The sequence below is a fragment of the Streptomyces sp. WMMC500 genome, from assembly GCF_027497195.1.
Lineage (GTDB): Bacteria > Actinomycetota > Actinomycetes > Streptomycetales > Streptomycetaceae > Streptomyces.
In genome coordinates this window covers 8,009,976-8,033,304 of sequence record NZ_CP114905.1, presented here as the reverse complement: position 1 = coordinate 8,033,304, position 23,329 = coordinate 8,009,976, and the positions used below count along the sequence as shown (strand labels likewise).

The window sequence follows — 23,329 nt, the reverse complement described above, 5'->3', positions numbered from 1 at the left end:
GTCAGAACGCCTTGCCGAGGTCGGCCTCGGCGTTGTCGGCGGTGTACTCGCTGTCCTCGATCACGATGTCCTGGCCGACCTCCTCGCCCTTGGTGAAGGCGTCGAGGGTCTCGAAGGCCAGCGGGCCGAAGCGCGGGTTGGACTCGATGACGGCGTCGATCCAGCCGTCGACGATCCCCTGGACGGCGTTGCGCGTGCCGTCGATGGTGACGATCTTGATCGCGCCGGGCTCCTTGCCCGCGCCCTTGAGCGCGTTGACGGCGCCGAGGCCCATCTCGTCGTTCTCGGCGTAGATCCCGGTGATCTCCGGGTTGGACTGGATGAGCTGCTCGGTGACCTGCTGGCCCTTCTCGCGGGCGAACTCGCCGGTCTGCTCGAAGACGACCTTCAGGTCCGGGGCCTTCTCGGCGATACGGTCCTTGAAGCCCTTGGTGCGCTCGGTGGTGACGTTGTTGCCGGGCGTGCCCAGCAGGATGGCGATCTCACCCTTGCCGCCGGTGGCCTCGATCATCTTGTCGGCGGCGCGCTTGCCCTGCTCGGTGAAGTCGGAGCCGATGAAGCTCACGTAGTCCTTGCAGGGCTCGGCGTTGATCTTCCGGTCGATGGTGACGATCGGGATCTTCTTGTCCGCCGCCGACTTGAGCACGGGGTCCCAGCCGTCGGAGTTCAGCGGGGCGATGACCAGCAGGTCGGCGCCCTTGGCGATGAGGTCCTGGACATCGCTGATCTGCTTGGAGAACTGCGACTGGGCGTTGGCCGCGAGCAGTTCGACACCGCGCTCCTCGGCCTCTGCCTTGATGGAGGCGGTCTCGGCGATGCGGAACGGGTTGGCTTCCTTCTCGGACTGCGAGAAGCCGACGGTGGCGCCGGCCAGGTCGATCTTCTCGGCGCCGTAGTCGCCGATCGCGCAGGTCGGGCCCGAGTCCCCGGAGACCTTCTGCTCGCTGCCCTTGGCCTCCTCGGAGCCGGCGGCGCCGGTGCTCCCCTCTTCGTCGTCCTCGGACTTGGCGCAGCCGGCCGCGAGCGCGAGGCTCGCGCTGAGCGCGACGGCGAGGAGTGCTCTGGCGGTACGTGCGTGCGGCTTCATGGTGATACCCCGATTCGGGCGGTGGAGTACGAGGGCCGGGTCGTGCGCGGGACCGGACGAATTCAGGGGATGTTTTACATCGTTGGAAGGGCGCTGTAAACACCCCCCGCAGGACGGATTCGTTCCGGCGAAGATCGCCACGGGCCTTGCGCCGTACGGGAGTTGACGGCGCGTCACGGCGGCGGCGGGCACGCCGGACCCCCGCCCGGGGGCGGTGCCGGGCGGGGTGCTCCGAGGGGGTCAGCCGCTCGTGCGGCCGCGCGTGCTCTCCCGCTCCACCAGCGCGAACGCGGGGTGCATCTCCTGCGACTCCGGCGCGCTGCCGTCGCCGTGGGCGGCCTCCAGGCGCTTGACGACCGACTCCACCGCGAGCCTGGCGATGGCCTGCTTGTCCGGCGCGATGGTGGTCAGCGTGACGGCCCCGTAGCGGCTCTCGGTGATGTCGTCGAAGCCGACGACCGCCACGTCCTCGGGCACCCGCAGCCCCCGCTCGGACATCACCCGCATCGCGCCGATGGCGATGAGGTCGTTGTACGCGAAGACCGCGTCGGGCCGCTGCCCGGAGTCCAGCAGACCCGCCATGGCCACCGCGCCGTCCGCCCGCTCCCAGCCCTCGGTGTACGCCACGAGCGCCTCGTGGACCGGCACGCCGCGGTCCGCCAGCTCCGCCCGCCAGCCGAGAAGCCGCAGGTGGGCGGGTTGGTGGGCGCGGTCCTCGCGGGCGCCGAGGAACGCGATGCGGCGCCGGCCGAGGTCGAGCAGATGGCCGACCGCCTGCCGGGAGGCGGCGATGTTGTCGATGGCGATGTGGTCGTACGGCAGGTCGTAGCGCCGCTCGCCGAGCAGCACGAGCGGGGTCTCCTCGGCCCGGCCGCGCAGGTCCTCGGTCTCCAGCTCCAGGGGGCTCAGGATCAGCCCGTCCATCACGCGGGCGCGGAAGCCCTGGCAGACCAGCAGCTCCAGCTCGCGGCGGCCCTGGGTGTGGTCGAGCAGGACGGTGAAGTCGTGCCGGGCGGCCTCGTCGATGACGTGTCCCGCGAGCTCGGCGAAGTACGGGTTGCCCAGCTCGGGCACGGCGAGCGCGATGATGCCCGTACGGCCTTTGCGCAGGTGGCGGGCGGTGAGGTTGGGGCGGTAGCCGAGCTCGTCGATGGCCTGCTGCACCCGCGCCCGCATCGCCGGCGTGACGTGCGGATAGTTGTTGACCACGTTCGAGACGGTCTTCACCGACACGCCCGCCCGCTCGGCCACATCCTTCAGGCTGACTCTCACCGCGTTCCTCCTACGCCGTTTGGTCATGCACTGGACACAACGCAGGAGGCGTGCTGTCATGCCAACTGCCCTTGTTTCCAACGTTATACAAGACGCCCGGGGGCAAAGGGCAGACCCAGCACCCGCATTCTCCGACTTCCGGAGGTACCCGTGCACCCCTCCCTCAGACGCGTACGCCGGCGGCTTCTCCGCTGGCCGACGCCCATTCTCGCGGCCCTCGCCCTGACCCTGGTCCCCGCCGGTCCGGGCTTCCCGGCCGCGGGCGCCGACCGCCCGGACGCCGAGGCCGCCGACTCCCGCGCGGCCGCGGAGGTCCATGGCCTCAAGGGCGAGTACTACACGCACAGCGCCCCCGGCGCGTTCGACTTCGACCAGTTGAAGGCCACCGCCTTCGACCCGTCGCTCGACTTCGACAACCTGGAGCCGCGGCTCGCCGCCCGCGCCGGCCAGGCCGACCACGCCAGCGTCCGCTGGACCGGCGGGATCACCCCCGAGGTCTCCGGCGCGCACACCTTCCACGTCAGCGCGGACAACGGCTTCCGCCTGTGGGTGGACGGCGAGGTCGTCATCGACCACTGGGTCGACGACTGGGACAACGAACAGACCTCGCAGCCCGTGACCCTGGAGGCGGGCCGCACGTACGACATCAAGGTGGAGTACTTCGAGCACCACGGCGGCTCGAACTTCCACCTGCGCTGGAGCCCGCCGGACGCCGAAAAGGAGGCCGTGCCGCAGTCCGCGTTCTCGCTCCCCGCGGACTTCGACTACACCGGCCCCACCGATGTCGCGGTGCAGCCCGACGGCCGCACGCTGACCATGGACTTCGCCCAGCCGCTCGCCGCTCCCCCGGCCACGTTCGACGAGCACCTGGAGGCCGTCATCGGCGGCGCCGACTGGCCGCGCGGCGCGGCGGAGCTGGACCCCGGCGACCCCTCCCGGCTGATCGTCCCGCTCGACGAGCCGGTCGTCGGCCAGGGCGGCTCCGCCGACGTACGCTACGACGGCGAGGGCGGCCTGACCGGCGCCGACGGCGCGGACGTCGGCGAGTTCTGGACCTCGGGGGCCAACGACTCCGAGTACCAGTTGCACTCGAAGTGGGCCGACGACGTCGACCCCGACGCCCCGCTCCCCGAGTACCCGCGCCCGCAGCTCACCCGCGAGGACTGGCAGAGCCTCAACGGCACCTGGCAGTTCGCCGGCGCCACGGAGGGCGAGCGCCCGCCGTTCGGCCGCACGCTGGACGAGAAGATCGTCGTGCCGTACCCGGTCGAGTCCGAGCTGTCCCGCGTCCAGCGGCACGAGGAGCGCATGTGGTATAAGCGCACCTTCACCGTGCCGCGGGACTGGCGCGTCGGCCAGCGCGGCGAGCGGCTGCAGCTCAACTTCGACGCGGTCGACTGGAAGGCCGACGTCTGGCTCAACGGCAAGCAGGTCGCGTCCCACAAGGGCGGCTACGACCGGTTCAGCGCCGACGTCACCTCCGCGCTCAAGCGCCACGGCAGGCAGGAGCTGATCGTCGGGGTGTACGACCCGACCGACTCGGCCGACGGCGAGAACCCGCCGATGGGCAAGCAGCGGCTGTCGCCCAGCGGCATCTGGTACACCTCCTCCTCCGGCATCTGGCAGTCCGTGTGGATGGAGCCGGTGCCCACCGACCGCGCCGAGGACCTGAAGATCACCCCCGACGTCGCCGGCGAGCAGACCGCGGTCGAGGTCGAGGGCGTACGTGACGGGGTGCCGGTCACCGCCACCGCGTACGACGGCCGCCGCCCGGTCGGCACCGCCACCGGCAGGACCGGCGAGCCGCTGACCGTGCCGGTGCCGGACCCGCGGCTGTGGTCCCCGGACGACCCGCACCTGTACGACCTGAAGGTGACGGTCGGGCGCGGCGGCTCCGCCGACCGGGTGCGCGGCTACTTCGGCATGCGCACCGTGGCCGTCGAGACGGTCGACGGGCAGCGGCGCATGACGCTCAACGGCGAGCCGGTGTTCTCGATGGCCACCCTCGACCAGGGCTTCTGGCCCGAGGGCATCCACACCGCGCCCACCGACGAGGCGCTGAAGTTCGACCTCGAAGCGCACAAGGAGATGGGCTTCAACTCGGTGCGCAAGCACATCAAGGTCGAGCCCGACCGGTGGTTCTACCACGCCGACAAGCTGGGCCTGCTGGTGTGGCAGGACATGCCGTCGATGTACACCAAGACGCCCTCGGACAGCTCCCGCGCGCAGTTCGAGCGCGAGCTGAAGGAGATGATCGAGCAGCACGACAGCCACCCGTCGGTGATCATGTGGGTGACGTTCAACGAGGGCTGGGGCCAGTACGACCAGGCCCGTATCGCCGACTACGCCAAGGAGCTGGACCCGACCCGGCTGGTCAACAACATGAGCGGCCACAACTGCTGCGGCGCGGTCGACGGCGGCAACGGCGACATCTCCGACGCGCACGGCTATCCGAGCGCCCAACTGCCCGCGCCCGACGGCACGCGCGCGCTGGTCAGCGGCGAGTACGGCGGCCTCGGGCTGGCCATCCCGGGCAACGCGTGGCCGGTGCGGCACACCTACGTGGGCGTGGACCGCGAGGCGTACACCGAGGAGTACCTGATCAAGTTGGCCGAGATCGAGCGGTTCGCCGCCTGCAACGGCAGCAGCGGCGCCGTCTACACCCAGATCACGGATGTGGAGGGCGAGCTGAACGGACTGCTCACCTACGACCGCGAGGTCGTCAAGCCCGATGTGGAACGCATCCGGGCCGCCCACGAGGCGCTGATCGAGGGGGTCGCGGACGACACCCTCACCTGCGACGCCTCCTGACGCACCGCCCGCCCCCGCACCCCCGGCCGCAGCACCGCCGCGGCCGGGACCGGGGGCGGGCCCCGCCCGGCGGCCCCGCCGGGGCATCTCCGAGCACCAGGCACCAGGCACCCTCCCCTTCCAGGCACCCAGGGACCCGACATGCCTCCTCCGCTGAACCGCCGCCACTTCCTCAACGCCTCCGCGGCCGGGACCGCCGCGCTCGCCCTCGGCGCCACGGCCCTCCCGGCCCACGCCCGCGGGCCGGCCGCCGGCCGGCCGCCGCGCACCCCGTACGCCGCCGCCGCGTTCGGCAAGCTGCCGCTCGGCAGCGTCACCCCGCGCGGCTGGCTCGCGGGGCAGCTCGGCACGCTCCTCGGCGGGCTCTTCGGCCGCTACGACCGGATCTCCCACTTCCTCGACTACGACGCCTCCGGCTGGGTGCACCCCGACCGCGCCGGCTGGGAGGAGGTCACGTACTGGCTGCGCGGCTACGTCTCGCTCGCCGCGCTCACCGGCGACGCCGGCGCACAGGCGACCGCCCGCCGCTGGATCGACGCCATCCTGGCCACCGCGCAGCCCGACGGCTTCTTCGGCCCCGCCCGGCTGCGCACGGCGCTGAACGGCGGCCCCGACTTCTGGCCGTACCTGCCGCTGCTCCAGGCGCTGCGCAGCCACGAGGAGTTCACCGGCGACGAGCGGATCGTGCCGTTCGTGCTGCCGTTCCTGCGCTTCATGAACGCGCAGGGCAAGGGCGCCTTCGACTCCAGTTGGGTGTCCAAGCGGTGGGGCGACGGCATGGACATCGCGTACTGGATGCACGCCCGCACCGGCGAGGACTTCCTGCTGGAGCTGACGGACAAGATGCACGAGTGGGGCGGGAACTGGGTCGACGACTTCCCGGACCTGCACAACGTGAACGTCGCGCAGGGCTTCCGGGAGCCCGCCCAGTACGCGCTGCGCGCCGGCGACGCCGCGCTGACCGGGGCGACGTACCGCGGCTACGAGCGGATCCTCGCGGAGTACGGGCAGTTCCCCGGCGGCGGCTTCGCCGGCGACGAGAACGCCAGGCCCGGCTTCGGCGACCCCCGCCAGGGCTTCGAGACCTGCGGCATCGTCGAGTTCATGGCGAGCCACGAGCTGCTGACCCGGATCACCGGGGACGCGCTGTGGGCCGACCGGTGCGAGGAGCTGGCGTTCAACCTGCTGCCCGCGGCCACCGACCCGGCGGGCCGCGGGGTGCACTACGTGACGAGCGCCAACTCGGTCGACCTGGACGACGTGCGGAAGAACGACGGCCAGTTCCAGAACGGCTTCGCGATGCAGTCGTTCCAGCCGGGCGTCGACCAGTACCGCTGCTGCCCGCACAACTACGGCATGGGCTGGCCGTACTTCACCGAGGAGCTGTGGCTGAGCACGCCGGACGGCGGGCTCGCGGCGGCGATGTACGCGCCGTGCGAGGTACGGACGCGGGTGCGCGGCACCGAGGTGACGATCACCGAGGAGACGGACTACCCGTTCACCGAGACCGTGACCCTGCGGATCGGCGCCGCCCGCCGGGTGCCCTTCACGCTCCGGCTGCGTGTGCCGGGCTGGTGCGACGCGCCGGAGGTGACGGTCAACGGGCAGCCGGTGACGGCGGCTCCGGGCCCGGGCTTCGCCCGGGTGGAGCGGAGCTGGGCCGACGGCGACACCGTCGTGCTGCGGCTGCCGCAGCGCACGTCGGTGCGGGTGTGGGACGCCAACGGGGGCGCGGTGAGCGTCGACCGGGGGCCGCTGACGTACTCGCTGCGCATCGGCGAGTCGTACGAACGCGTCGGCGGCACCGACGACTTCCCGCACCTCGCCGTGCACGCCACCACCCCGTGGAACTACGCGCTGTCCCCCGACGCCCCGGCGGGCCTGGAGTTCCACCGCGACGACGGCCCGCTGACCGGGGATCCGTTCACCCCGGAGCACACCCCGGTGCGCCTCACCGCCCCGGCGCGCCGGCTGCCGGAGTGGGTCGCCGACCGGCAGCACGTCGTCGCGCCGCTGCAGCAGAGCCCCGCCCGCAGTACGGCGGCGCCGGAGGCGGTGACGCTGATCCCGATGGGCGCGGCCCGGCTGCGGATCACGGCCTTCCCGACCGCGGCCCCGGACGGCACGCCGTGGGCGCCGGAGCCGCCCTACCACCGGGTGCAGAACAGGCACAGCGGCAAGGTGCTGGCGGTGGACCGGATGTCGCTGGAGAACAGTGCCCGGGTCCACCAGTTCGACAACTCGGGCACCTCCGACCACGCGTGGCAGTTGCTGGAGCGGGGCGACGGGCTGCTGGTGATCCGCAACGGGCACAGCGGGAAGGTGCTGGGCGTCGACGGCATGTCGACGGCGAACAGCGCGCCCGTCGTGCAGTACGAGGACAACGGCACCCGGGACCACCTGTGGCGGATCGTCCCGGACGCGGACGGCTGGTTCCGTATCCGCAACGAGCACAGCGGCAAGGTGCTCGGCGTGGACGGCATGTCGACGGCGAACGGCGCGCAGGTGGTGCAGTACGACGACAACGGCACGGCCGACCACCTGTGGCGGCTCGTCGCGGCGCCGGGCTGACGGGCGCGGGCCCGCGGCGCGGCCGGCCGGCCGGCCGGGCACACGACCGGAGCCGGCCGGCCGCGTAGCGTTACGCGCATGAGCAATCTCGACGTGAGGCCCCCGGTCGCCGTGTGCGGCGGGCGGGCGGATGTGACGGCGGAGCCGGTGCGCGAGGTGCTGGAGGCCCGCCGCATGCCGCTGGGCGAGAGCACGGTCGTACGGCGGCTGCTGCCGAACCTGGGCCGGCGGATGGTCGGCGCCTGGTGCTTCGTGGACCACTACGGCCCCGACGACATCGCCGGCGAGCCGGGGATGCAGGTGCCGCCGCACCCGCACATCGGACTGCAGACCGTGAGCTGGCTGCACGACGGGGAGGTCCTGCACCGCGACAGCCTGGGCAGCCTGCAGACGGTGCGGCCGCGGGAGCTGGGGCTGATGACGGCGGGGCGGGCCATCGCCCACTCGGAGGAGTCGCCGCGCGACCACCCGCGGCTGCTGCACGGCGCGCAGTTGTGGGTCGCGCTCCCCGACGCCCACCGCGCCACCGCGCCCGCCTTCGAGCACCACGCCGAGCTGCCCCACGTGGCCGGCGGCGGGGGCCTGTCGGCGACGGTGGTGCTCGGCGAGCTGGCCGGAGCGGCGTCCCCGGGGACGACGTACACGCCGATCGTCGGCGCCGACGTCACCCTGGCGGCGGGGGCCGAGGCGCGGCTGCCGGTGGAGCCGGACTTCGAGTACGCGGTGCTGACGATGTCCGGCGAGGCGGAGGTCGACGGGCTCCGGCTGGCGCCGGAGTCCATGGTGTACCTGGGCTGCGGCCGCACCGAGCTGCCGCTGCGCGCCGACGTGGACAGCTCGCTGATGCTGCTGGGCGGGGAGCCGTTCGCGGAGCGGATCGTGATGTGGTGGAACTTCGTGGGCCGCCACCACGACGAGATCGAGCGGGCCCGCCGGGAGTGGGCGGACGGCACCGGCTTCGGCGAGGTCCACGGCTACGCCGGGCCTCGTCTGGAGGCGCCGCCGCTGCCGCCGACGCCGCTCAAGCCGCGCTGAGATCCGGGCCGTTCACCCGCCGCCGCGCCTCCGGCGCCGGCGGCGGGCCGTGTCATGCCGGGGGCCCCGCTGCCGGGGGAACAACGGGGCCCGAACACAAGACTACGCGTCAGTAGCGCTCTTGCGAAGCAAGCCGGCCACCCCCGGGTCACAATCCGGCCACCTGCGGCAATGCCCGATCAGGCAGTCGGAGGCCGCCGCGTGCCCCGACACGGGCAGCGGAGCACATGGCGAACAGCAACCAAGGCGTCTAATCTGCACAAGACACCCATACAGGAGCATTCTGCCCGCACCGCGGAGGACCGACCGCCCGTGAGCGCCCACGACGACGCGGAGAAGACCGCGCAGGCACCCGTCGGCCCCGTGCCCGACGGCGAGCCGCGCTCCCGGCCGTACCGCCATCCGTCCGCGGGCTGGGGCGCCGCGCGCAGCGCGGCCGAGGTGCTGCTGCGGCAGCGGTCCGTGGTGGAGGGCGTGCGGGCCGTCAAGCGGATGAACCACGAGGACGGCGGCTTCGACTGCCCCGGGTGCGCCTGGCCCGACGACCTCAAGGGCCTGCACCTCGACATCTGCGAGAGCGGCATCAAGCACGTCACCTGGGAGATGACCCCCAAGCGGGTGGACCGGGACTTCTTCGCCGCGCACGCGGTGGCGGAGCTGGCCGAGTGGACCGACCACGCCCTGGAGGACCGGGGGCGGCTCACGGAACCCATGGCGTACGACCCGGACAGCGACCACTACGTGCCGGTCGGCTGGAACGACGCGTTCGAGACGGTCGGCCGCGCCCTGCGGGAACTGGACGACCCGGACCGGGCCGCCTTCCACACCTCGGGACGGCTCGGCAACGAGGCCACGTTCCTCTACCAGCTCATGGCCCGCGAACTGGGCACCAACAACCTGCCCGACTGCTCCCACATGTGCCACGAGGCGAGCGGACGCGCGCTGACGGCGTCGCTGGGCACCGCCAAGGGGACCGTCGACCTCAAGGACTGGGACGCCACCGACGCGCTCTTCGTCATCGGCGTGAACGCCGCCTCCAACGCGCCCCGGATGCTCACCTCGCTCGCCGCGGCGCACCGCCGCGGGGCGCGGATCGTCCACGTCAACCCGCTCGTCGAGGCCGCCGCCACCCGCACCATCGTGCCGCACGAGTTCCGGAACATGGCCCGGTACCAGACCACCCGCACCGGCGACCTGAACCTGCGGGTGCGCATCGGCGGCGACATGGCGCTGCTGCGCGGCATGGCCAAGGCGGTCCTGGAGCGCTCGGCGGACGATCCGCGGGCGCTGGACGGGGAGTTCATCGAGCGGTACACCGCGGGCTTCGAGGCGTACCGCGCGGTGTGCGAGGCCACGCCCTGGGAGGAGATCGAGCGCCAGTCGAGCGTCGGCCGCGCGGACATCCGGGGGGCGGCCCGGATCTACAGCGAGGCGGACCGCAGCATCGTCTGCTGGTGTCTGGGCCTCACGCAGCACGAGCACGGCGTCGACACCGTACGCGAGATCGTCAACCTGCTGCTCCTGCGCGGCAACCTGGGCCGGGAGGGCGCCGGCCCGTCACCCGTCCGCGGGCACAGCAACGTCCAGGGCAACCGCACCTGCGGCGTCGACCACCGCCCGGGCGCCGCGTTCCTGGACCGGCTCGCCGAGGTCTGCGGCATCGACCCACCGCGCGCCCCGGGCCTGGACACCGTCGGCACCGTCGAGGCGATGCACCGCGGGGACGTACGGGTGTTCGTCGGGATGGGCGGCAACTTCGCCCGCGCGGCGCCGGACACGGCGTACACGTTCGACGCGCTGCGCGCCTGCGAGCTGACCGTGCATGATCGCGGGCATGGCGCGCGCGGCGCTGCCGGACAGCGTGACGCCGCTGCCGGACGTGGTGCCGGCGGCCGGGACGCTGTCGCTGGCCACGCTGCGCTCGCACGACCAGTGGAACACCACCGTCTACTCGGCCGACGACCGCTACCGCGGCATCGAGAACCTGCGCACCCTCGTCTTCATGAACCGTGCCGACATGCGCGAGCGCGGCATCGGGGACCTCGGCCCCGTGGACATCACCAGCACCGCGCGCGACGGCAGCAAGCGGCACCTGCGCCGCTACCTGGCGGTGCCGTACGACATCCCCCGAGGCTGCGCCGCCGGCTACATGCCGGAGATGAACGTGCTGTGCGCGATCGGCGACCACAGCACCCAGAGCGGCCAGCCGATCATGAAGCACGTCGTGGTCACCATCGCCCCCGCGGACGGCTAGGCGCGCTCCCGCCGTAAGGGCGGGAGGCGCGCCCGGCCGTCCGTACGGCCGCGCCCCGGCCGGCGTCGTACGCCGGCCGGGGCGCCTGCCACCAGGGCCCCGGGTCAGGGCTGGATGTCGATGGTGAAGGTGGACGTGGTGTTCTTGATGTCCTGCGCGTTGTTCCTCAGGGTCAGGTTGTGGAACGTGACCTGGCCGACGGCCGGGCCCTGGCCGGCCTCGGGCATCTCGTTGGCCCACAGGCCGAAGCCGGACTTGGCGTCGAAGGCGTCACCGCTCTTGCGGGCGCCGGAGATGGAGATGTCGGTGAGGATCGTGTCCTTGATCGGGAACTGCGGCTGGCCTCCCACGTAGTTGGTCTGGAACATGATCCCGGAGTACGTCGGGTCGATGATGTCGACGTTGTTGATCCGGATGCCCTGGAAGACCTTCGAGGCGGAGAAGAGCCAGATGCCGGGGAAGGTCTGCGCGCCCCAGAAGTGTCCGCCGCAGCGTTCGATGGTGATGTTCTCCAGGGTCGTCGGCTCGGTGCCGAAGCCGTTCATCGGATAGCCGAAGTCCAGCGAGCTGACGGTGACTCCGGAGTAGACGAGGGTGTCGGCGATGCGGATGTTGCGGAAGGTGTTGTTGTAGCCGCCGTAGACGGCGATGCCCGCGGCCCGCCAGGTGAGCAGCGAGGTCAGGTTCTCGTAGAGGTTGCTGTGCATGTCGGCGCCGCCCGCGTCGATCGCGGAGAAGAGCGCGAAGCTGTCGTCGCCGGTGGCGCGCGACTCGTTGTTGACGACGTGGGCGCCGGTGCTGCCGTTGGTCATGTTGACGGCGTCCGCGAAGGAGTTGCGGATACGGGAGTTCTCGATCGTGATGTCGTCGGTGTTCGCGCCCCAGTAGAGGCACACCATGTGCTCGTTCCAGATGTCGTCGATCGTGATGTTCGCGACGTTCTGGAAGTCGAAGACCTTGCCGGGGCCGTCGATGCGGCTGGTGTAGTTGCCGAAGTACGCGAAGCCGCGGAAGGCGGATCCCGCCGCCGCCTGTTCCGCCCGGAAGCCGACGTCGGTGTTCTGCTGGCCCGCGGGCGCGTGGAAGCGGGTGTACCAGGGTCCGGCGCCGACGACCTGCACGGGCTTGCCGTACACCTGGAACTTGCTCGACGTCTGGTACTCGCCGGGCGGCAGGTAGACGCCCTTGAGCTGCCCGGTGGTGTCCATCCGTACGCGGTCCAGGGCGTTCTGCACGTCCTGGTGCGTGACACCGGCGGGCACGGTGTACGAGGCCGGGTCCGGGTTGGCCTTCGGCGCGACCTGCTCCAGGCTGACGAAGTCGATCGCGTAGCTGGAGGTGTTGGCCGCGTCCTTCTGGAGCCGGATCCTGCTGCCGGCCGGCACGGTCCCGTCCAGCATCAGGTTCGCCTCGTCGTAGATGTGCCGCGCCGGGCCCGCGCCGGGGTCGTTGCCGGGGCTGGCCTCGGCCCCGTACAGCCAGGCGTACCTGGAGGTGAGCCCGATGGCCTTGTGGAAGGTGCCGTCGACGTAGACGTTCAGGGTGGCGCTGGTGCCGCCGCCTCCCGGCGCGTCGGGGATGGAGAACCGGGTGACCAGGGTGTTCGTGCTGGCCCTGGTGGTGAACTCGACGGACTCGCCGGTCTGGTCGAGGGTCACCGCGCGCCGCCCGGACGCCTCGCCCGCGACGTCGCCGATGGTGCGGTTCGGGCCGACGACCTGCGCGCCGCCGCCGACGACGCCGTCCTCGGCCTCGTACATGTCGTACGGCATGTCGGCGCCGCGGCCGACGAACAGCGACTCGGTGCTGGTGTTGTTCTCGCGCTTGACCGGAACCTCGTTGGCGTCGGCGGCGATCTCGACCTCGACGGTGTACGAGCCGTTGGCGGCCGTCCAACTGCCGAGGTCCACGGGCGCGGTGGTGGCGCCGGCGGCGATGGCGCCGTTGTGCGCGCCGTTCAGCGTGGTGACGGTGCCGCCGGAGGAGTTGCGGAGGGTGAGCGTGACGGGGTGGCTGCCGGCGGCCGAGGCCCGGGTGCCCTGGTTCTTCAGCGTCACGGAGAAGTCGACGGTCTCCCCGCCGGTCGGGGAGCTGGGCGAGCGGTTCACCGCGGCGGCGACGAGGTCGCTGCTCTGCACGGGCGCGACGGTGAGCGGGGTGGGGCTGGTGTACTCGTTGTTGTCCTCGTCCTGTTCGACGACGGTGTCGTCGGGGTCGACGGCGGCGGAGACCTCGTACTCGCCGGCGTCGTGCGGGCCGGTGTCCGCGGTCACGGTCTGCGTGGCGCCCGGGGCGAGCGTGCCGACGTCGGCGGTGCCGGCCGGCTCGCCGCCGAGGCGGAAGTCGACGTCGGTGGCCGCAGCGGGCTCCTCGCCGGCGTTGTGCACGGTCGCGGAGAGGGTGACGGACTCGGTCTCGTCGGGATCGGCGGGGGTGTGGGTAAGGCCGGTGACCTCCAGGTCGGGGTTGGGCGCGGCGGTGCCGAGTACCTGGAGTTCGCCCACCTGGCCGGCCGGGGCGCCGGTGTTGGCGGTGAACGACAGCCGCAGGTCGGCGACGCGGCCGGTCACCGGGACGGTGACGCTGTTGCCGGTGGCCGGGTCGAAGGCGTACTGCGCGCCTGCCTTGAGGGTGGTGAAGGTGTCGGCGTCCTGCTCACGGCCGAGGACCGAGAAGCTCTGGGTGCGCGGGCCCCAGATCGGGTCGGGGTTGAGCTGGACGACGACGGCGCTGACGTCCGCGTTGGCGCCGAGCGCGACGGTGAGGGTGTGGGGGTAGGCGCCTCCGGCGCCTTCCCAGTAGGTGGCGCGGTCGCCGTCGTTGGCGTTGGCGGCGACGAAGTTGTGCACGTGGGAGGAGGCGGTGATCGGCTTGCCCCCGGCCAGGTCGGGGTCGGCGGCGGCCGCGGACGCGGCGGCGGTGCCGGGGCCGGGCGCGGCGGAGGTGCCCGCGTTGCCGGTGGTGGCGGCGGCCGGGCGCGCCCTGGCGGTCACCTCGTTGCTGTCCGGCGACTGGTTGTCCGCGCCGTCCCGGGCGCGTACGCGGTACGTGACCGACTCGCCGGGCGCCGGGGTGTCGACGTACGTCGTCACGTCGGCGGCGAGGCCGGTGCGCAGCCGGCCGTCGGCGTAGACGTCGTAGCCGGCTATATCGCCGGAGCCGGAGCCCGCGCCGTCGGCCGGAGGCCGCCAGTCGAGCTGGACGCGGCCGTCGGGCAGCGCGGTGCGGGTCAGGTCGCGGGGCGTGCCGGGCGGCCGGGTGTCGCCCTCGGCGGGGCCGTACACCTCCAGTTCGGCCAGGCGGGCGGTGCCGGTGCCGGCGGTGAACAGGACGCGTACGTGGCGGGTGACGGCGGTGTCGAAGGACAGGGTCGCGCCGTGGTCGCCGGCGGCGCCGAAGGCGACGTCGCGGGCGGCGGTCAGGTCGGTGAACTCCCGGCCGTCCGTGCTGCCCTGGAGCTTCAGGTTCTGCACGCGCGCGGCACCGCCCTCGGGCAGCTTGAGCACCGCGCGGTCGATGCCGACGGAGGCGCCGAGGTCGGCCCGTATCCAGTGCTCGCGCTTGCTCTTCCCGCTCTGCCAGAAGCTCTCGCGGTCGCCGTCGCCGGCCCGGGCGGCGGTGTCCTCCCCGGCGTGGCTGCTGGCCTTGAGGGGGCGGCCCTCGGCGAGGTTGCGGCCGGCGTCCGCGGCGGTGTGCACGACCAGTTCGGCGAGCCGGGCGGGGCGCTCGGCGCCGGCGAACTGGACGCGCACGTAGCGGGTCAGGGAGGCGGGGAAGCCGACGGTGACGGTGTTGTCCGCGGCGGGGCGGAACGCGCGGGTGTCCGCGGCGGACAGGGTGTGGAAGGTGGTGCCGTCGGCGCTGCCCTGCACGGCGAGGGTCTGCTTGCGTGCGGCGGCGTCCGCGGGCAGCTTGAGCACGACCTCGTCGACGCGCGCCTGCCTGCCGAGGTCGGTCTGCACCCACTGCGGGCCGGTGCCGCGGCTCTGCCAGTACGTGTCCTGATCGCCGTCCGTGACCTCCCCCGCGGCGTGCCGCGGCGCGGCGCTGCTCGCCGCCGCGGGCCGTCCGGCGGCGGCGTCGGAGCCGGCCGCCGCGACGGCGGGGAGCGCCGGCAGGCCGAACAGCAGCAGTCCGGTGGCGACGGCGGCGACGGTGGGCCGATGTCTCGAGCGGTGCTTTCTCATGGGGTCGTCCAACCTGTGAGTTAGCTAATTGCGCTGAGATATCGAAGAATTACAGACCGATCATGGTAAGTCCACGGTCAGGACATCGGCCCTTTTCCCGCGAACGGCCACGCCGCACCCACTTGCGTGCCCATGACAACGCTCGCCTGAGGCAGCGTACGCACGATTCGGCAGCGTGCGGAGCTGGCCACATCCGCTCCGCCCTGCCCGACGGGCGCGGGGCGGGCCGAGGAACGCAAACTGCTTGCATCTCTTGGCTACTTCTTGCGTTGCGCGCCTGCGGCCGTACCCCGCGCCGGGTCAGCGGCGCACCAGCCGTACCAGCGTGCTCGGCAGGTCGCCCTTCGGCAGCCCGAGGGGCAGCCCGTGGGACGTGAGGCGGGCGCCGTCGTGGACGCTGCCCGTGTCCTCGTCCGCGTAGCGCGCCGCGGGATCCAGCCCCGCCAGCCGGAGTTCGCGCTCGGCACCCCAGGCGATGACCACCACCCGGTCGCCGGCCGTGTACTGCACCGCGTCCGGGAGCCGGTGCTGCGCGCCGAACTGGACCACGGGGCGGACCGTCTTGTAGAGCGCCACCAGTTCCCGGGCCTCGGCGAGTTCGGCGGCGCTCCAGCGGGTGAGATCGCCGCCGATGCCCAGTGCGCCGGCCATCGCGACGTGGAAGCGGAAGCGCAGCGGGACGGTACGCCCGGTCTGCGGGTTGGGGCTGTCGGTGACCCAGGCGGACATGGTGCGGGCCGGGTAGACCTGGCTGTAGCCGTGCTGGATGGCCAGCCGGTCGACGGCGTCGGTGTTGTCGGATATCCACGTCTGGTCCGTACGCGCCAGCATGCCGAGGTCGGCGCGCCCGCCGCCGCCCGCGCAGCCCTCGATGCGCAGCCCGGGGTGGGCCCGGCGCAGCCGGTCGACGACCGCGTAGACGCCGCGGGTGTGGCCGTCCCACAGCCGCTCCGCGTCCGGGTGGCCCGGCCAGCCGGCCTCGGTGAAGGCGCGGTTCATGTCCCACTTGAGGAAGTCGACGCGGTGCCCGGCGACCAGCCGGTCGAGCCACTCGTACGCCCACTCCGCGACGTCCGGCCGGGCGAAGTTCAGCACGAGCTGGTTGCGCAGCTCGGTGCGCCTGCGGTGCGGCATGTGCAGCACCCAGTCGGGGTGGGCGCGGTACAGGTCGCTGTCCGGGTTGGTCATCTCGGGCTCCACCCAGAGCCCGAAGCGCATGCCGAGCCGCCGGACCTCGTCGGCCAGCGGGCCGAGCCCGGCCGGGAAACGCTCGGGGTTGGGGTGCCAGTCGCCCAGGCCGGCGGCGTCGCTGGTGCGGCGGCCGAACCAGCCGTCGTCCATGACGAACAACTCCGCGCCCAGGTCGGCCGCGCGGGCGGCCAGCGCCCGCTGGCCGGCCTCGGTGACGTTCCAGCCGGCGACCTCCCAGCCGTTGTAGACGACGGGCCGCTCCTCCCCGGGATGCGGGAGGACGTGCGCGGCCGTGTACGCGTGCCACGCGCGGCTCGTGCCGCCGAAGCCCGCGGCGCTGAACAGCCCCGCGAAGACCGGCGTCCGCCAGGTCTCGCCGGGCTGGAGCCGCCAGGACAGGCCCTCGTGGCCGGGGCCGCCGGTGACGGTGCAGGGGCCGCCGGCGTGGTCGCGGGCGGCGGTGATCCGCCAGCTTCCGGACCAGGCGAGCACGGTGCTCCAGACCTCGCCGTGCGTCTCGTCCGCGTCGCCCGCGTCGACCATCAGCCACGGGTTGGCGTGGTGGCTGGACACGCCGCGGCGGCTGGTGAACACGGTCTCGGCGTACGGGGCCGGGGTGCGCCGCAGTTGGGTCTCGCCGGACCACTCGCCCACGGTGTGGCTGAGCCGCCGGGCCGCCGGGGCGGGCACCGACCAGCAGGCCGCGTCGCAGCGCAGCACCTCCACCGGCGCGTCGCCCGCGGCGCCCGAGTGCCGCAGGGTGACGGTGCGTTCGATGACGTCGGCGTCGTCGTGGACGGCGTAGCCGAGGGTGATCTCCAGGGGGTAGTGGCGGTCGCGCAGCCGCAGGTCGAGCCGGCCGCCGTCGATGCGGTGGCCCTCGTACGCCCACTCCACGCCCCGCGTGCCGTCGGCGTACCGCACGAGGAGCGAGGGGACGCCGAAGCGCGCGCCGCCCTCGACCGCGAGCTCGTCGCCGGCGGTGGAGGCGAAGCTGCTCGTCCTGCCGTCGTGCGCGGTGAGTCCGGCGGCCTGACGGAGCGTCAGTCTTGGACCCCAGTGCAGGTGGCGCGGCGTGTCGTCCGCGTCGATGTGGAGGGCGTACGAGGTTGCGGGCGTGGTGAGCAGGAAGGTGCGGCCTGCCGCGTCGGTGGACACCTGAGACATGGCGGGAGCGTAGGCAGAGAACTCCTCGAATTCAAATATTGACGAAGGAAATTATTACCTCTACGTTGCCCTCATGTTGCTGAGCCGAGCGCAGGTGCTCACCTCCCCCGCCGCCAACGCGGTGTTCACCACCGTGCTGACGCGGGGCCCGGTACCGCGGCCCGAGATCGCCCGGATCACCGGGCTGTCGTCCGCGGCCGTGACCAAGGCGGTCAAGCCGATGCTGGCGGCCGGGTACCTGGAGGAGCTGCCGCAGGAGGAGCGCACCGGCGAGGGCGCGGGCCGGCCGGCCCACCCCGTGGCCGTCCGCGCCGACCGGGAGTTCTTCGTCGGCGTCAAGGTGACCGCGGACGAGCTGATCGGCGTGGTCACCGACCTGCGCGCCCAGGTCAGGGCCGCCCGCCGGATGCCCGTCTCGGGCCAGGACGCCGATGCGGTGGTCGCGGACATCGCCGCGCTGGTGGCGGAGTTGGTGCCGGACTACCGCGAGCGCACCCGCTCCCTCGGGGTGTCGGTCTCCGGCGACGTCGACCGGGCCGGCGGCGTGGTGCGCTACTCCCCCTTCCTCGGCTGGCACGACATCGCACTCGCCGGGCTGCTGCGCACGGCCACCGGGCTGGAGACGACGGTCGAGAACGACGTCAAGGCGCTCACCGTCGCCGAGCAGTGGTTCGGCGAGGGCGTGGGCGCCGACTCCTTCGCGCTGGTGACCGTCGGCGCCGGCATCGGCTGCGGCCTCGTGGTCCACGGCACCCTGGTCGCGGGCGGCTTCGGGGTCGCCGGCGAGATCGGCCACGTGCCGGTGGCCGCCGCCGACGGACCCGAGTGCCACTGCGGCAGCCGCGGCTGCGTGGAGGCCATCGCCTCCGAGCGGGCCATCGTCGCCCGGGCCCGTACCGCCATGGCGGCCGCCGCGGACGGGTCGGGCGAGCCCGGTGACGAGGCGGACATGGCGGCCGTCGTCGACCGCGCCCACGCCGGGGACGAGGCGGTGCGCGCCGTCTTCGCCGAGGCCGGCCGGGCCATCGGCCTGGGCCTCGCCGCCGTGGTCAACGTCGTCGGCCCGGAGCGGGTCGTGGTCTCCGGCGAGGGCCTCGCCGCCTACGACCTGTTCGAGGAACAGATCCGCGCCGCCTTCGCCGACCACGCCTTCGGCGCCGCCGCCCGCTGCCCCCTCGTCGTGCGCCCGCTGCCCTGGGAGGAGTGGGCCCGCGGCGCCGCCGCGGTCGGCATCCAGACACTCTTCGCCGCCTGAACACCTCGGGAAGGACCACCTCGATGAACGCCATCACCCACACCCGCCGGGGATTCCTCGGCATGTCGACGCTGTTCGTCGCGGGCACGGCCGTCGCCTGCTCCAGCGACCCCCAGGGCGGCGCCGCCGCGAACGGCGCGAAGGTCACGCTCACGCAGTGGTACCACCAGTACGGCGAGGAGGGCACCCAGGCCGCGGTCGAGCGGTACGCGGAGGAGTTCACCGCGGCGCACCCGGACATCGCCGTCAACGTCGTCTGGGGTCCCGACACCTCCCAGTACGAGACCAAGCTCAACGCCGCGCTCCTCGGCGACGACGCCCCCGACGTCTTCGAACTCGGCGACTTCCGCGCGGAGATGGCGCGGGGCGGCCAGCTCGCACCGCTCGACGACGTCTACGGCGACGCCAAGGCGGACTTCAACCCCGCCGACATCGACTACCTGACCGTCGACGGCAAGCTCTACGGGATCAAGACCATCGACGACGTCATGGTCCTCTACTACCGCCGGTCGATGCTCGACGACGCCGGCGTCCGCCCGCCCACCACGTTCGCCGAGCTGGTCGACGCCGCCCGCGATCTCACCTCCGACGACGTCAAGGGCCTGTTCGTCGGCAACGACGGCATCGGCGACGCCCCGTACCTGCTCGCCTGGTCCGGCGGCGGCGAGCTGATCACGGGCGACCGGGTCGTCTACGCGGACGCCGCCCGCGCGGTCGGCGGCCTGCGCGACCTGCACGCCGACGGCTCGCTGCTCCTCGGCTTCACCACCGACTGGTACGACCCGGGCGCCTTCAACCAGGGCGCCGCCGCCATGCAGTGGTGCGGCCTGTGGGCGATGCCGGCCGTGCAGGAGGCGCTGGGCGACGACTTCGGCGTCGTCCCGTGGCCCGCGTACGACGGCTCGGGCACGCCCGTGGCCCGGCTCGGCGGCTGGACGCAGGCGGTCAACGCCAAGAGCAAGCACGTCGAGGAGGCCAAGACGTACCTGCGCTGGCTGTGGATCAAGCAGACCGACATCCAGATCGACTGGGCGGTGAAGTACGGCTTCCACGTGCCCCCGCAGACGAAGGTCGCCGCCCGGACCCCCGAGCTGTCGAAGGGTGCCGCCAAGGAGGCCGCGGAGATCTCCACCGAGTACGGCAAGTCCTTCCCCACCGTCTGGACGCAGGCCATGCAGGCCGGGTTCATCGGCGCCGCGGCCGACATAGCCAAGGGCGCCGATCCCGCCAAGGCCCTGCGGGACGCCCAGAACGACGCCCAGAACGACCTCGACAAGCAGTTGGGCTGACGGTCGTGACCGCCACCGACACCGCCTCCGTACGCGATCGCGGTGCGCCGGCCGCGCCCCGGTCGCGTACGGCCCGGGCGCGCCGCCGCCGGCGGCTCACCGAGCGGCAGTCGAAGGCCGTGGCCTTCGTCGTGCTCACCGCGCCGATGCTCCTGGGCCTCGGCCTCTTCCGCTACATCGCGATCGGCTGGAGCTTCCTGCTGAGCTTCAGCGAGGCCCGCCGGAGCATCGCGCTGGGCAACTGGGTGGGCCTGGACAACTACCGCCTGCTGCTGGAGGACGAGCGCTTCCGCGAGTCGCTGACGATGATCGTGGTGTTCACGGCGTTCATCGTGCCGCTGACCTTCGCCGCCTCCCTGGGCCTGGCCGTGCTGGTCAACCGCGTCCGCCGGGGCCGGGCGTTCTTCCGCACCGCCTTCCTGCTGCCCGCCGCCGTCTCCTACGTCGCCGCCGCGCTGGTGTGGAAGATGGCGCTGTTCAGCGGCGTGCCGGCGGGGCTCGCCAACACCGTCGGCGCGCTCTTCGGCGCGGATCCGACGCCGTGGATCCAGACCCAGAGCCCGCCGCTGTACTGGATCGTGCTCGTCACCCTGCGGCTGTGGCTCCAGGTCGGCCTGTACATGATCCTCTTCATCGCGGGCCTCCAGGCCATCCCGCGGCACCTGTACGAGGCCGCCGCGCTCGACGGCGCGGGCGCCTGGCGCACGTTCCGCAGCATCACCCTGCCCATGCTGCGCAACACCTCGGTCGCCGTTCTGCTGCTGATGCTCATCGCCGCCCTGCAGGCGTTCGACGAGTTCTACGCGATCTTCGCCACCGGCGCCTCGCTGGGCAGCGAGCCGGTGCGCACGCCCCTGGTCCACCTCTACGGCGTCGCCCTGCAGGACCAGAACTACGGCGTCGGCTCCGCCGGTGCGTTCCTGCTGACCCTGCTGATCGTCGTCGTCACCCTGCTGCAGGGCCGGCTCCTCGGCTTCGCCCGCGACAAGGACTGATCCATGAACCGCCTGCGAGGGACCTGGCTCGGTCCTGCCGTCACGTACCTGGTGCTGTGCCTGCTGGCCGTGGTCTTCCTGATCCCGTTCTACGTGCTGCTGCGCAACGCCTTCATGACCACCCCCGAGGTCACCAGCCCCGACTGGCACTGGCTGCCGGGCTCGCTCGGCCTGGAGAACTTCACCTCCCTGTTCGACAACCCGGAGCGTCCCTTCGGCCGCTCGATACTCAACTCGCTGCTGATCGCGGTGATCACGGCGCCGGTGGCGACGCTGCTGGCGTCCATGGCCGGCTACGCGCTGGCCCGCATCGACGTGCCCGGCCGGACGGTCGTGCTCTCCCTGATCGTCGGCACCCTGATGATCCCGCAGGCGGTCACCTTCCTGCCCACGTTCGTCGTGGTCGGCTCCATGGGCGGGGTGAACACCATGTGGGGGCTGATCGCCCCGGGCCTGTTCAACGCCTTCGCCGTGGTCCTCTTCCGCAGCTTCTACCTGTCCTTCCCCGCCGAGATCGAGGAGGCCGGCCGCCTCGACGGCCTGAGCTACCTCGGCGTCTACGGCCGCATCATCCTGCCGAACTCTGTCTCGATGATCGCCGCGCTGGGCGCGCTGTCCTTCATCGAGGCGTGGAACTCCTTCCTCTGGCCGCTGATGATCGGCCAGGACCCGGGCAGTTGGACCGTGCAGATCGCCCTGTCCAGCTTCCTGACCTCCCAGACGGTCGACCTGCCGCAGCTCTTCGCGGGCACCGTCGTGGCGGTCCTCCCCCTCGTCGTCATGTTCCTGGTCGCCCAGCGCCACATCGTCCAGGGCATCACGATGTCCGGCCTCAAGTCCTGAGTCACAGGAGGTCTCACCCGTGATCAGCAAGTCGAAGCGCCTCACCCTCGCCGCGGCCGCCGCGGTGCCGCTGGTCCTCGCCCTGCCGCCCGGCGCGGCCGAGGCCAAGACCCCGTACGTCAAGCCCTTCATGGGCTGGAGCAGTTGGAGCGTGGAGTCGGCCACCCGGGAGGGCTACGGCACGGACTGGCTCAACGAGGGCAACGTCAGGAACGCGGCCGACTCCCTGGCCGGCAAGCTGGCCACGGCGGGCTACAACCACCTCAACATCGACGCCGGCTGGAACGCGGACTTCGACTGGAAGTTCCACACCGACGCCAACGGCATCCCGGACGCCGACCGGGGCCGCTTCCCCAGCGGGATGTCCGCCCTCTCCGACTACGTCCACGGCAAGAGCCTGAAGATGGGGCTCTACGCGGCGGCCGGGCTGGAGAAGGAGGTCTACGACAAGAACGCCCCCATCCTCGGTACGGACTGTCATGCCCAGGACATAGCGGTCCAGCCGCTGACCCCGACCAACATGTGGGGCGGCAACTGGAAGATCGACTACTCGAACCCGTGCGCCCAGGCGTACATCGACTCGATCGCCGCCCGGTTCGCCTCCTGGAACATCGACTTCATCAAGATCGACGGGGTCACGAAGGACAACGTCGAGGACATCCGGGCCTGGTCCACCGCCATCGACCGCAGCGGCCGCCGCATGTGGCTCAGCGCCAGCGGCTGGCCCGTCGACATCGCCGCCGCCGAGGGTCTGCGGCCCGCGGCGAACGGCGTGCGCATCGACACCGACATCGAGTGCTACTGCGAGACCACCTCGACCTGGACCAGTTCCATCGACGACCGCTGGGCCGACCTGCCGAAGTGGCTCGACAAGCTCGACGCCCCCGGCTACCTGGCCGACCTCGACGCGATGCCGATCAACAACAACACCGGCAGCGGGCTGCAGGACGGGATCAACGACGTGGAGCGGCAGAGCGTGATGACGTTCTGGTCCATGGCGTCCTCGCCGCTCTACGTCGGCGGCGACATCTGGTTCCTGGACGACAAGGCCAAGGCCATCCTCACCAATCCCGAGGTCATCGCCGTCGACCAGGCGGCCGTGCTGCCGGAGCAGCTCCGGGCGGGCGAGCGGCAGGTGTGGAAGAAGGAGATCGGCGACGACGCCTACCTCGCCGTGTACAACCTCGGCTCCACCGCCGCCGACATCTCCGTGACCTTCGACGAACTCGGCCTGAAGGGCCGGCAGTCGCTGCGCGACGTCGTGGCGAGGGACGACCTCGGCACCTTCAAGAAGGGCTGGACGGCCGCGGACGTACCGCCGCACGGCTCCCGCCTGATCAAACTCTCCTGACCCGCCGAGCCAAGGACGCGC

General features: G+C 72.3%; 12 protein-coding genes and 1 pseudogene. 9 read left to right on the top strand and 4 right to left on the bottom strand.

Going from position 1 to position 23,329, the window contains the following annotated elements; all coding sequences use genetic code 11:
* Position 1 precedes the first annotated feature (1 nt).
* Together O7599_RS34640 and O7599_RS34635 are read right to left on the bottom strand one after the other, a co-directional pair.
* Positions 2–1,087 (bottom strand): ABC transporter substrate-binding protein, encoded by a 1,086-nt coding sequence (locus O7599_RS34640; protein ID WP_281619555.1) that lies wholly within the window; start codon positions 1,085–1,087, stop codon positions 2–4.
* 240 nt (positions 1,088–1,327) lie between these two features.
* On the bottom strand, positions 1,328–2,359 hold the full coding sequence (locus O7599_RS34635) for a LacI family DNA-binding transcriptional regulator (RefSeq protein WP_281619554.1): 1,032 nt from the start codon (positions 2,357–2,359) through the stop codon (positions 1,328–1,330).
* 228 nt (positions 2,360–2,587) lie between these two features.
* Between O7599_RS34635 and O7599_RS34630 the strand changes: the two genes are divergently transcribed.
* The 4 genes and pseudogenes from O7599_RS34630 to O7599_RS34615 all read left to right on the top strand — a co-directional run bounded on the left by O7599_RS34630 (position 2,588) and on the right by O7599_RS34615 (position 11,030).
* Positions 2,588–5,170 (top strand): PA14 domain-containing protein, encoded by a 2,583-nt coding sequence (locus O7599_RS34630; RefSeq protein ID WP_281623639.1) that lies wholly within the window; start codon positions 2,588–2,590, stop codon positions 5,168–5,170.
* 141 nt (positions 5,171–5,311) lie between these two features.
* A complete protein-coding gene (locus tag O7599_RS34625; protein WP_281619553.1) occupies positions 5,312–7,741 on the top strand; it encodes an RICIN domain-containing protein in 2,430 nt (809 codons plus the stop codon).
* Between the two features lie 78 nt (positions 7,742–7,819).
* Positions 7,820–8,776 carry a pirin family protein gene (locus O7599_RS34620; protein WP_281619552.1) on the top strand — a complete coding sequence of 319 codons (957 nt, stop codon included), beginning with the start codon at positions 7,820–7,822 and terminating at the stop codon, positions 8,774–8,776.
* 312 nt (positions 8,777–9,088) lie between these two features.
* A pseudogene (locus tag O7599_RS34615) lies at positions 9,089–11,030 on the top strand (molybdopterin-dependent oxidoreductase).
* A 104-nt stretch (positions 11,031–11,134) separates the two neighbouring features.
* Here the strand turns inward: O7599_RS34615 and O7599_RS34610 are convergent.
* On the bottom strand, positions 11,135–15,217 hold the full coding sequence (locus O7599_RS34610) for a discoidin domain-containing protein (protein WP_281619551.1): 4,083 nt from the start codon (positions 15,215–15,217) through the stop codon (positions 11,135–11,137).
* Between the two features lie 300 nt (positions 15,218–15,517).
* Positions 15,518–17,575, bottom strand: a complete 2,058-nt coding sequence (locus O7599_RS34605) for an alpha-galactosidase (protein ID WP_281619550.1) — start codon at positions 17,573–17,575, stop codon at positions 15,518–15,520.
* 73 nt (positions 17,576–17,648) lie between these two features.
* On the opposite strand from O7599_RS34605, the gene O7599_RS34600 reads away from it, so the two are divergent.
* Genes O7599_RS34600 through O7599_RS34580 form a run of 5 tightly spaced genes read left to right on the top strand, consistent with a single transcriptional unit; the run spans position 17,649 to position 23,308 of the window.
* Positions 17,649–18,830 carry an ROK family transcriptional regulator gene (locus O7599_RS34600; RefSeq protein WP_281619549.1) on the top strand — a complete coding sequence of 394 codons (1,182 nt, stop codon included), beginning with the start codon at positions 17,649–17,651 and terminating at the stop codon, positions 18,828–18,830.
* 23 nt (positions 18,831–18,853) lie between these two features.
* Positions 18,854–20,119: a sugar ABC transporter substrate-binding protein gene (locus O7599_RS34595; RefSeq protein WP_281619548.1), complete on the top strand. Its 1,266-nt coding sequence runs from the start codon at positions 18,854–18,856 to the stop codon at positions 20,117–20,119.
* A gap of 5 nt (positions 20,120–20,124) precedes the next feature.
* Positions 20,125–21,114, top strand: coding sequence for a sugar ABC transporter permease (locus O7599_RS34590; protein ID WP_281619547.1), 990 nt, complete (start codon positions 20,125–20,127; stop codon positions 21,112–21,114).
* Positions 21,115–21,117: 3 nt separating this feature from the next.
* The gene (locus O7599_RS34585; protein WP_281619546.1) at positions 21,118–21,957 is read left to right on the top strand and encodes a carbohydrate ABC transporter permease; all 840 of its coding nucleotides are present in this window, start codon (positions 21,118–21,120) and stop codon (positions 21,955–21,957) included.
* 19 nt (positions 21,958–21,976) lie between these two features.
* Complete coding sequence (locus tag O7599_RS34580; protein WP_281619545.1) at positions 21,977–23,308, top strand: glycoside hydrolase family 27 protein; 1,332 nt, start codon at positions 21,977–21,979, stop codon at positions 23,306–23,308.
* Positions 23,309–23,329: the final 21 nt, after the last annotated feature.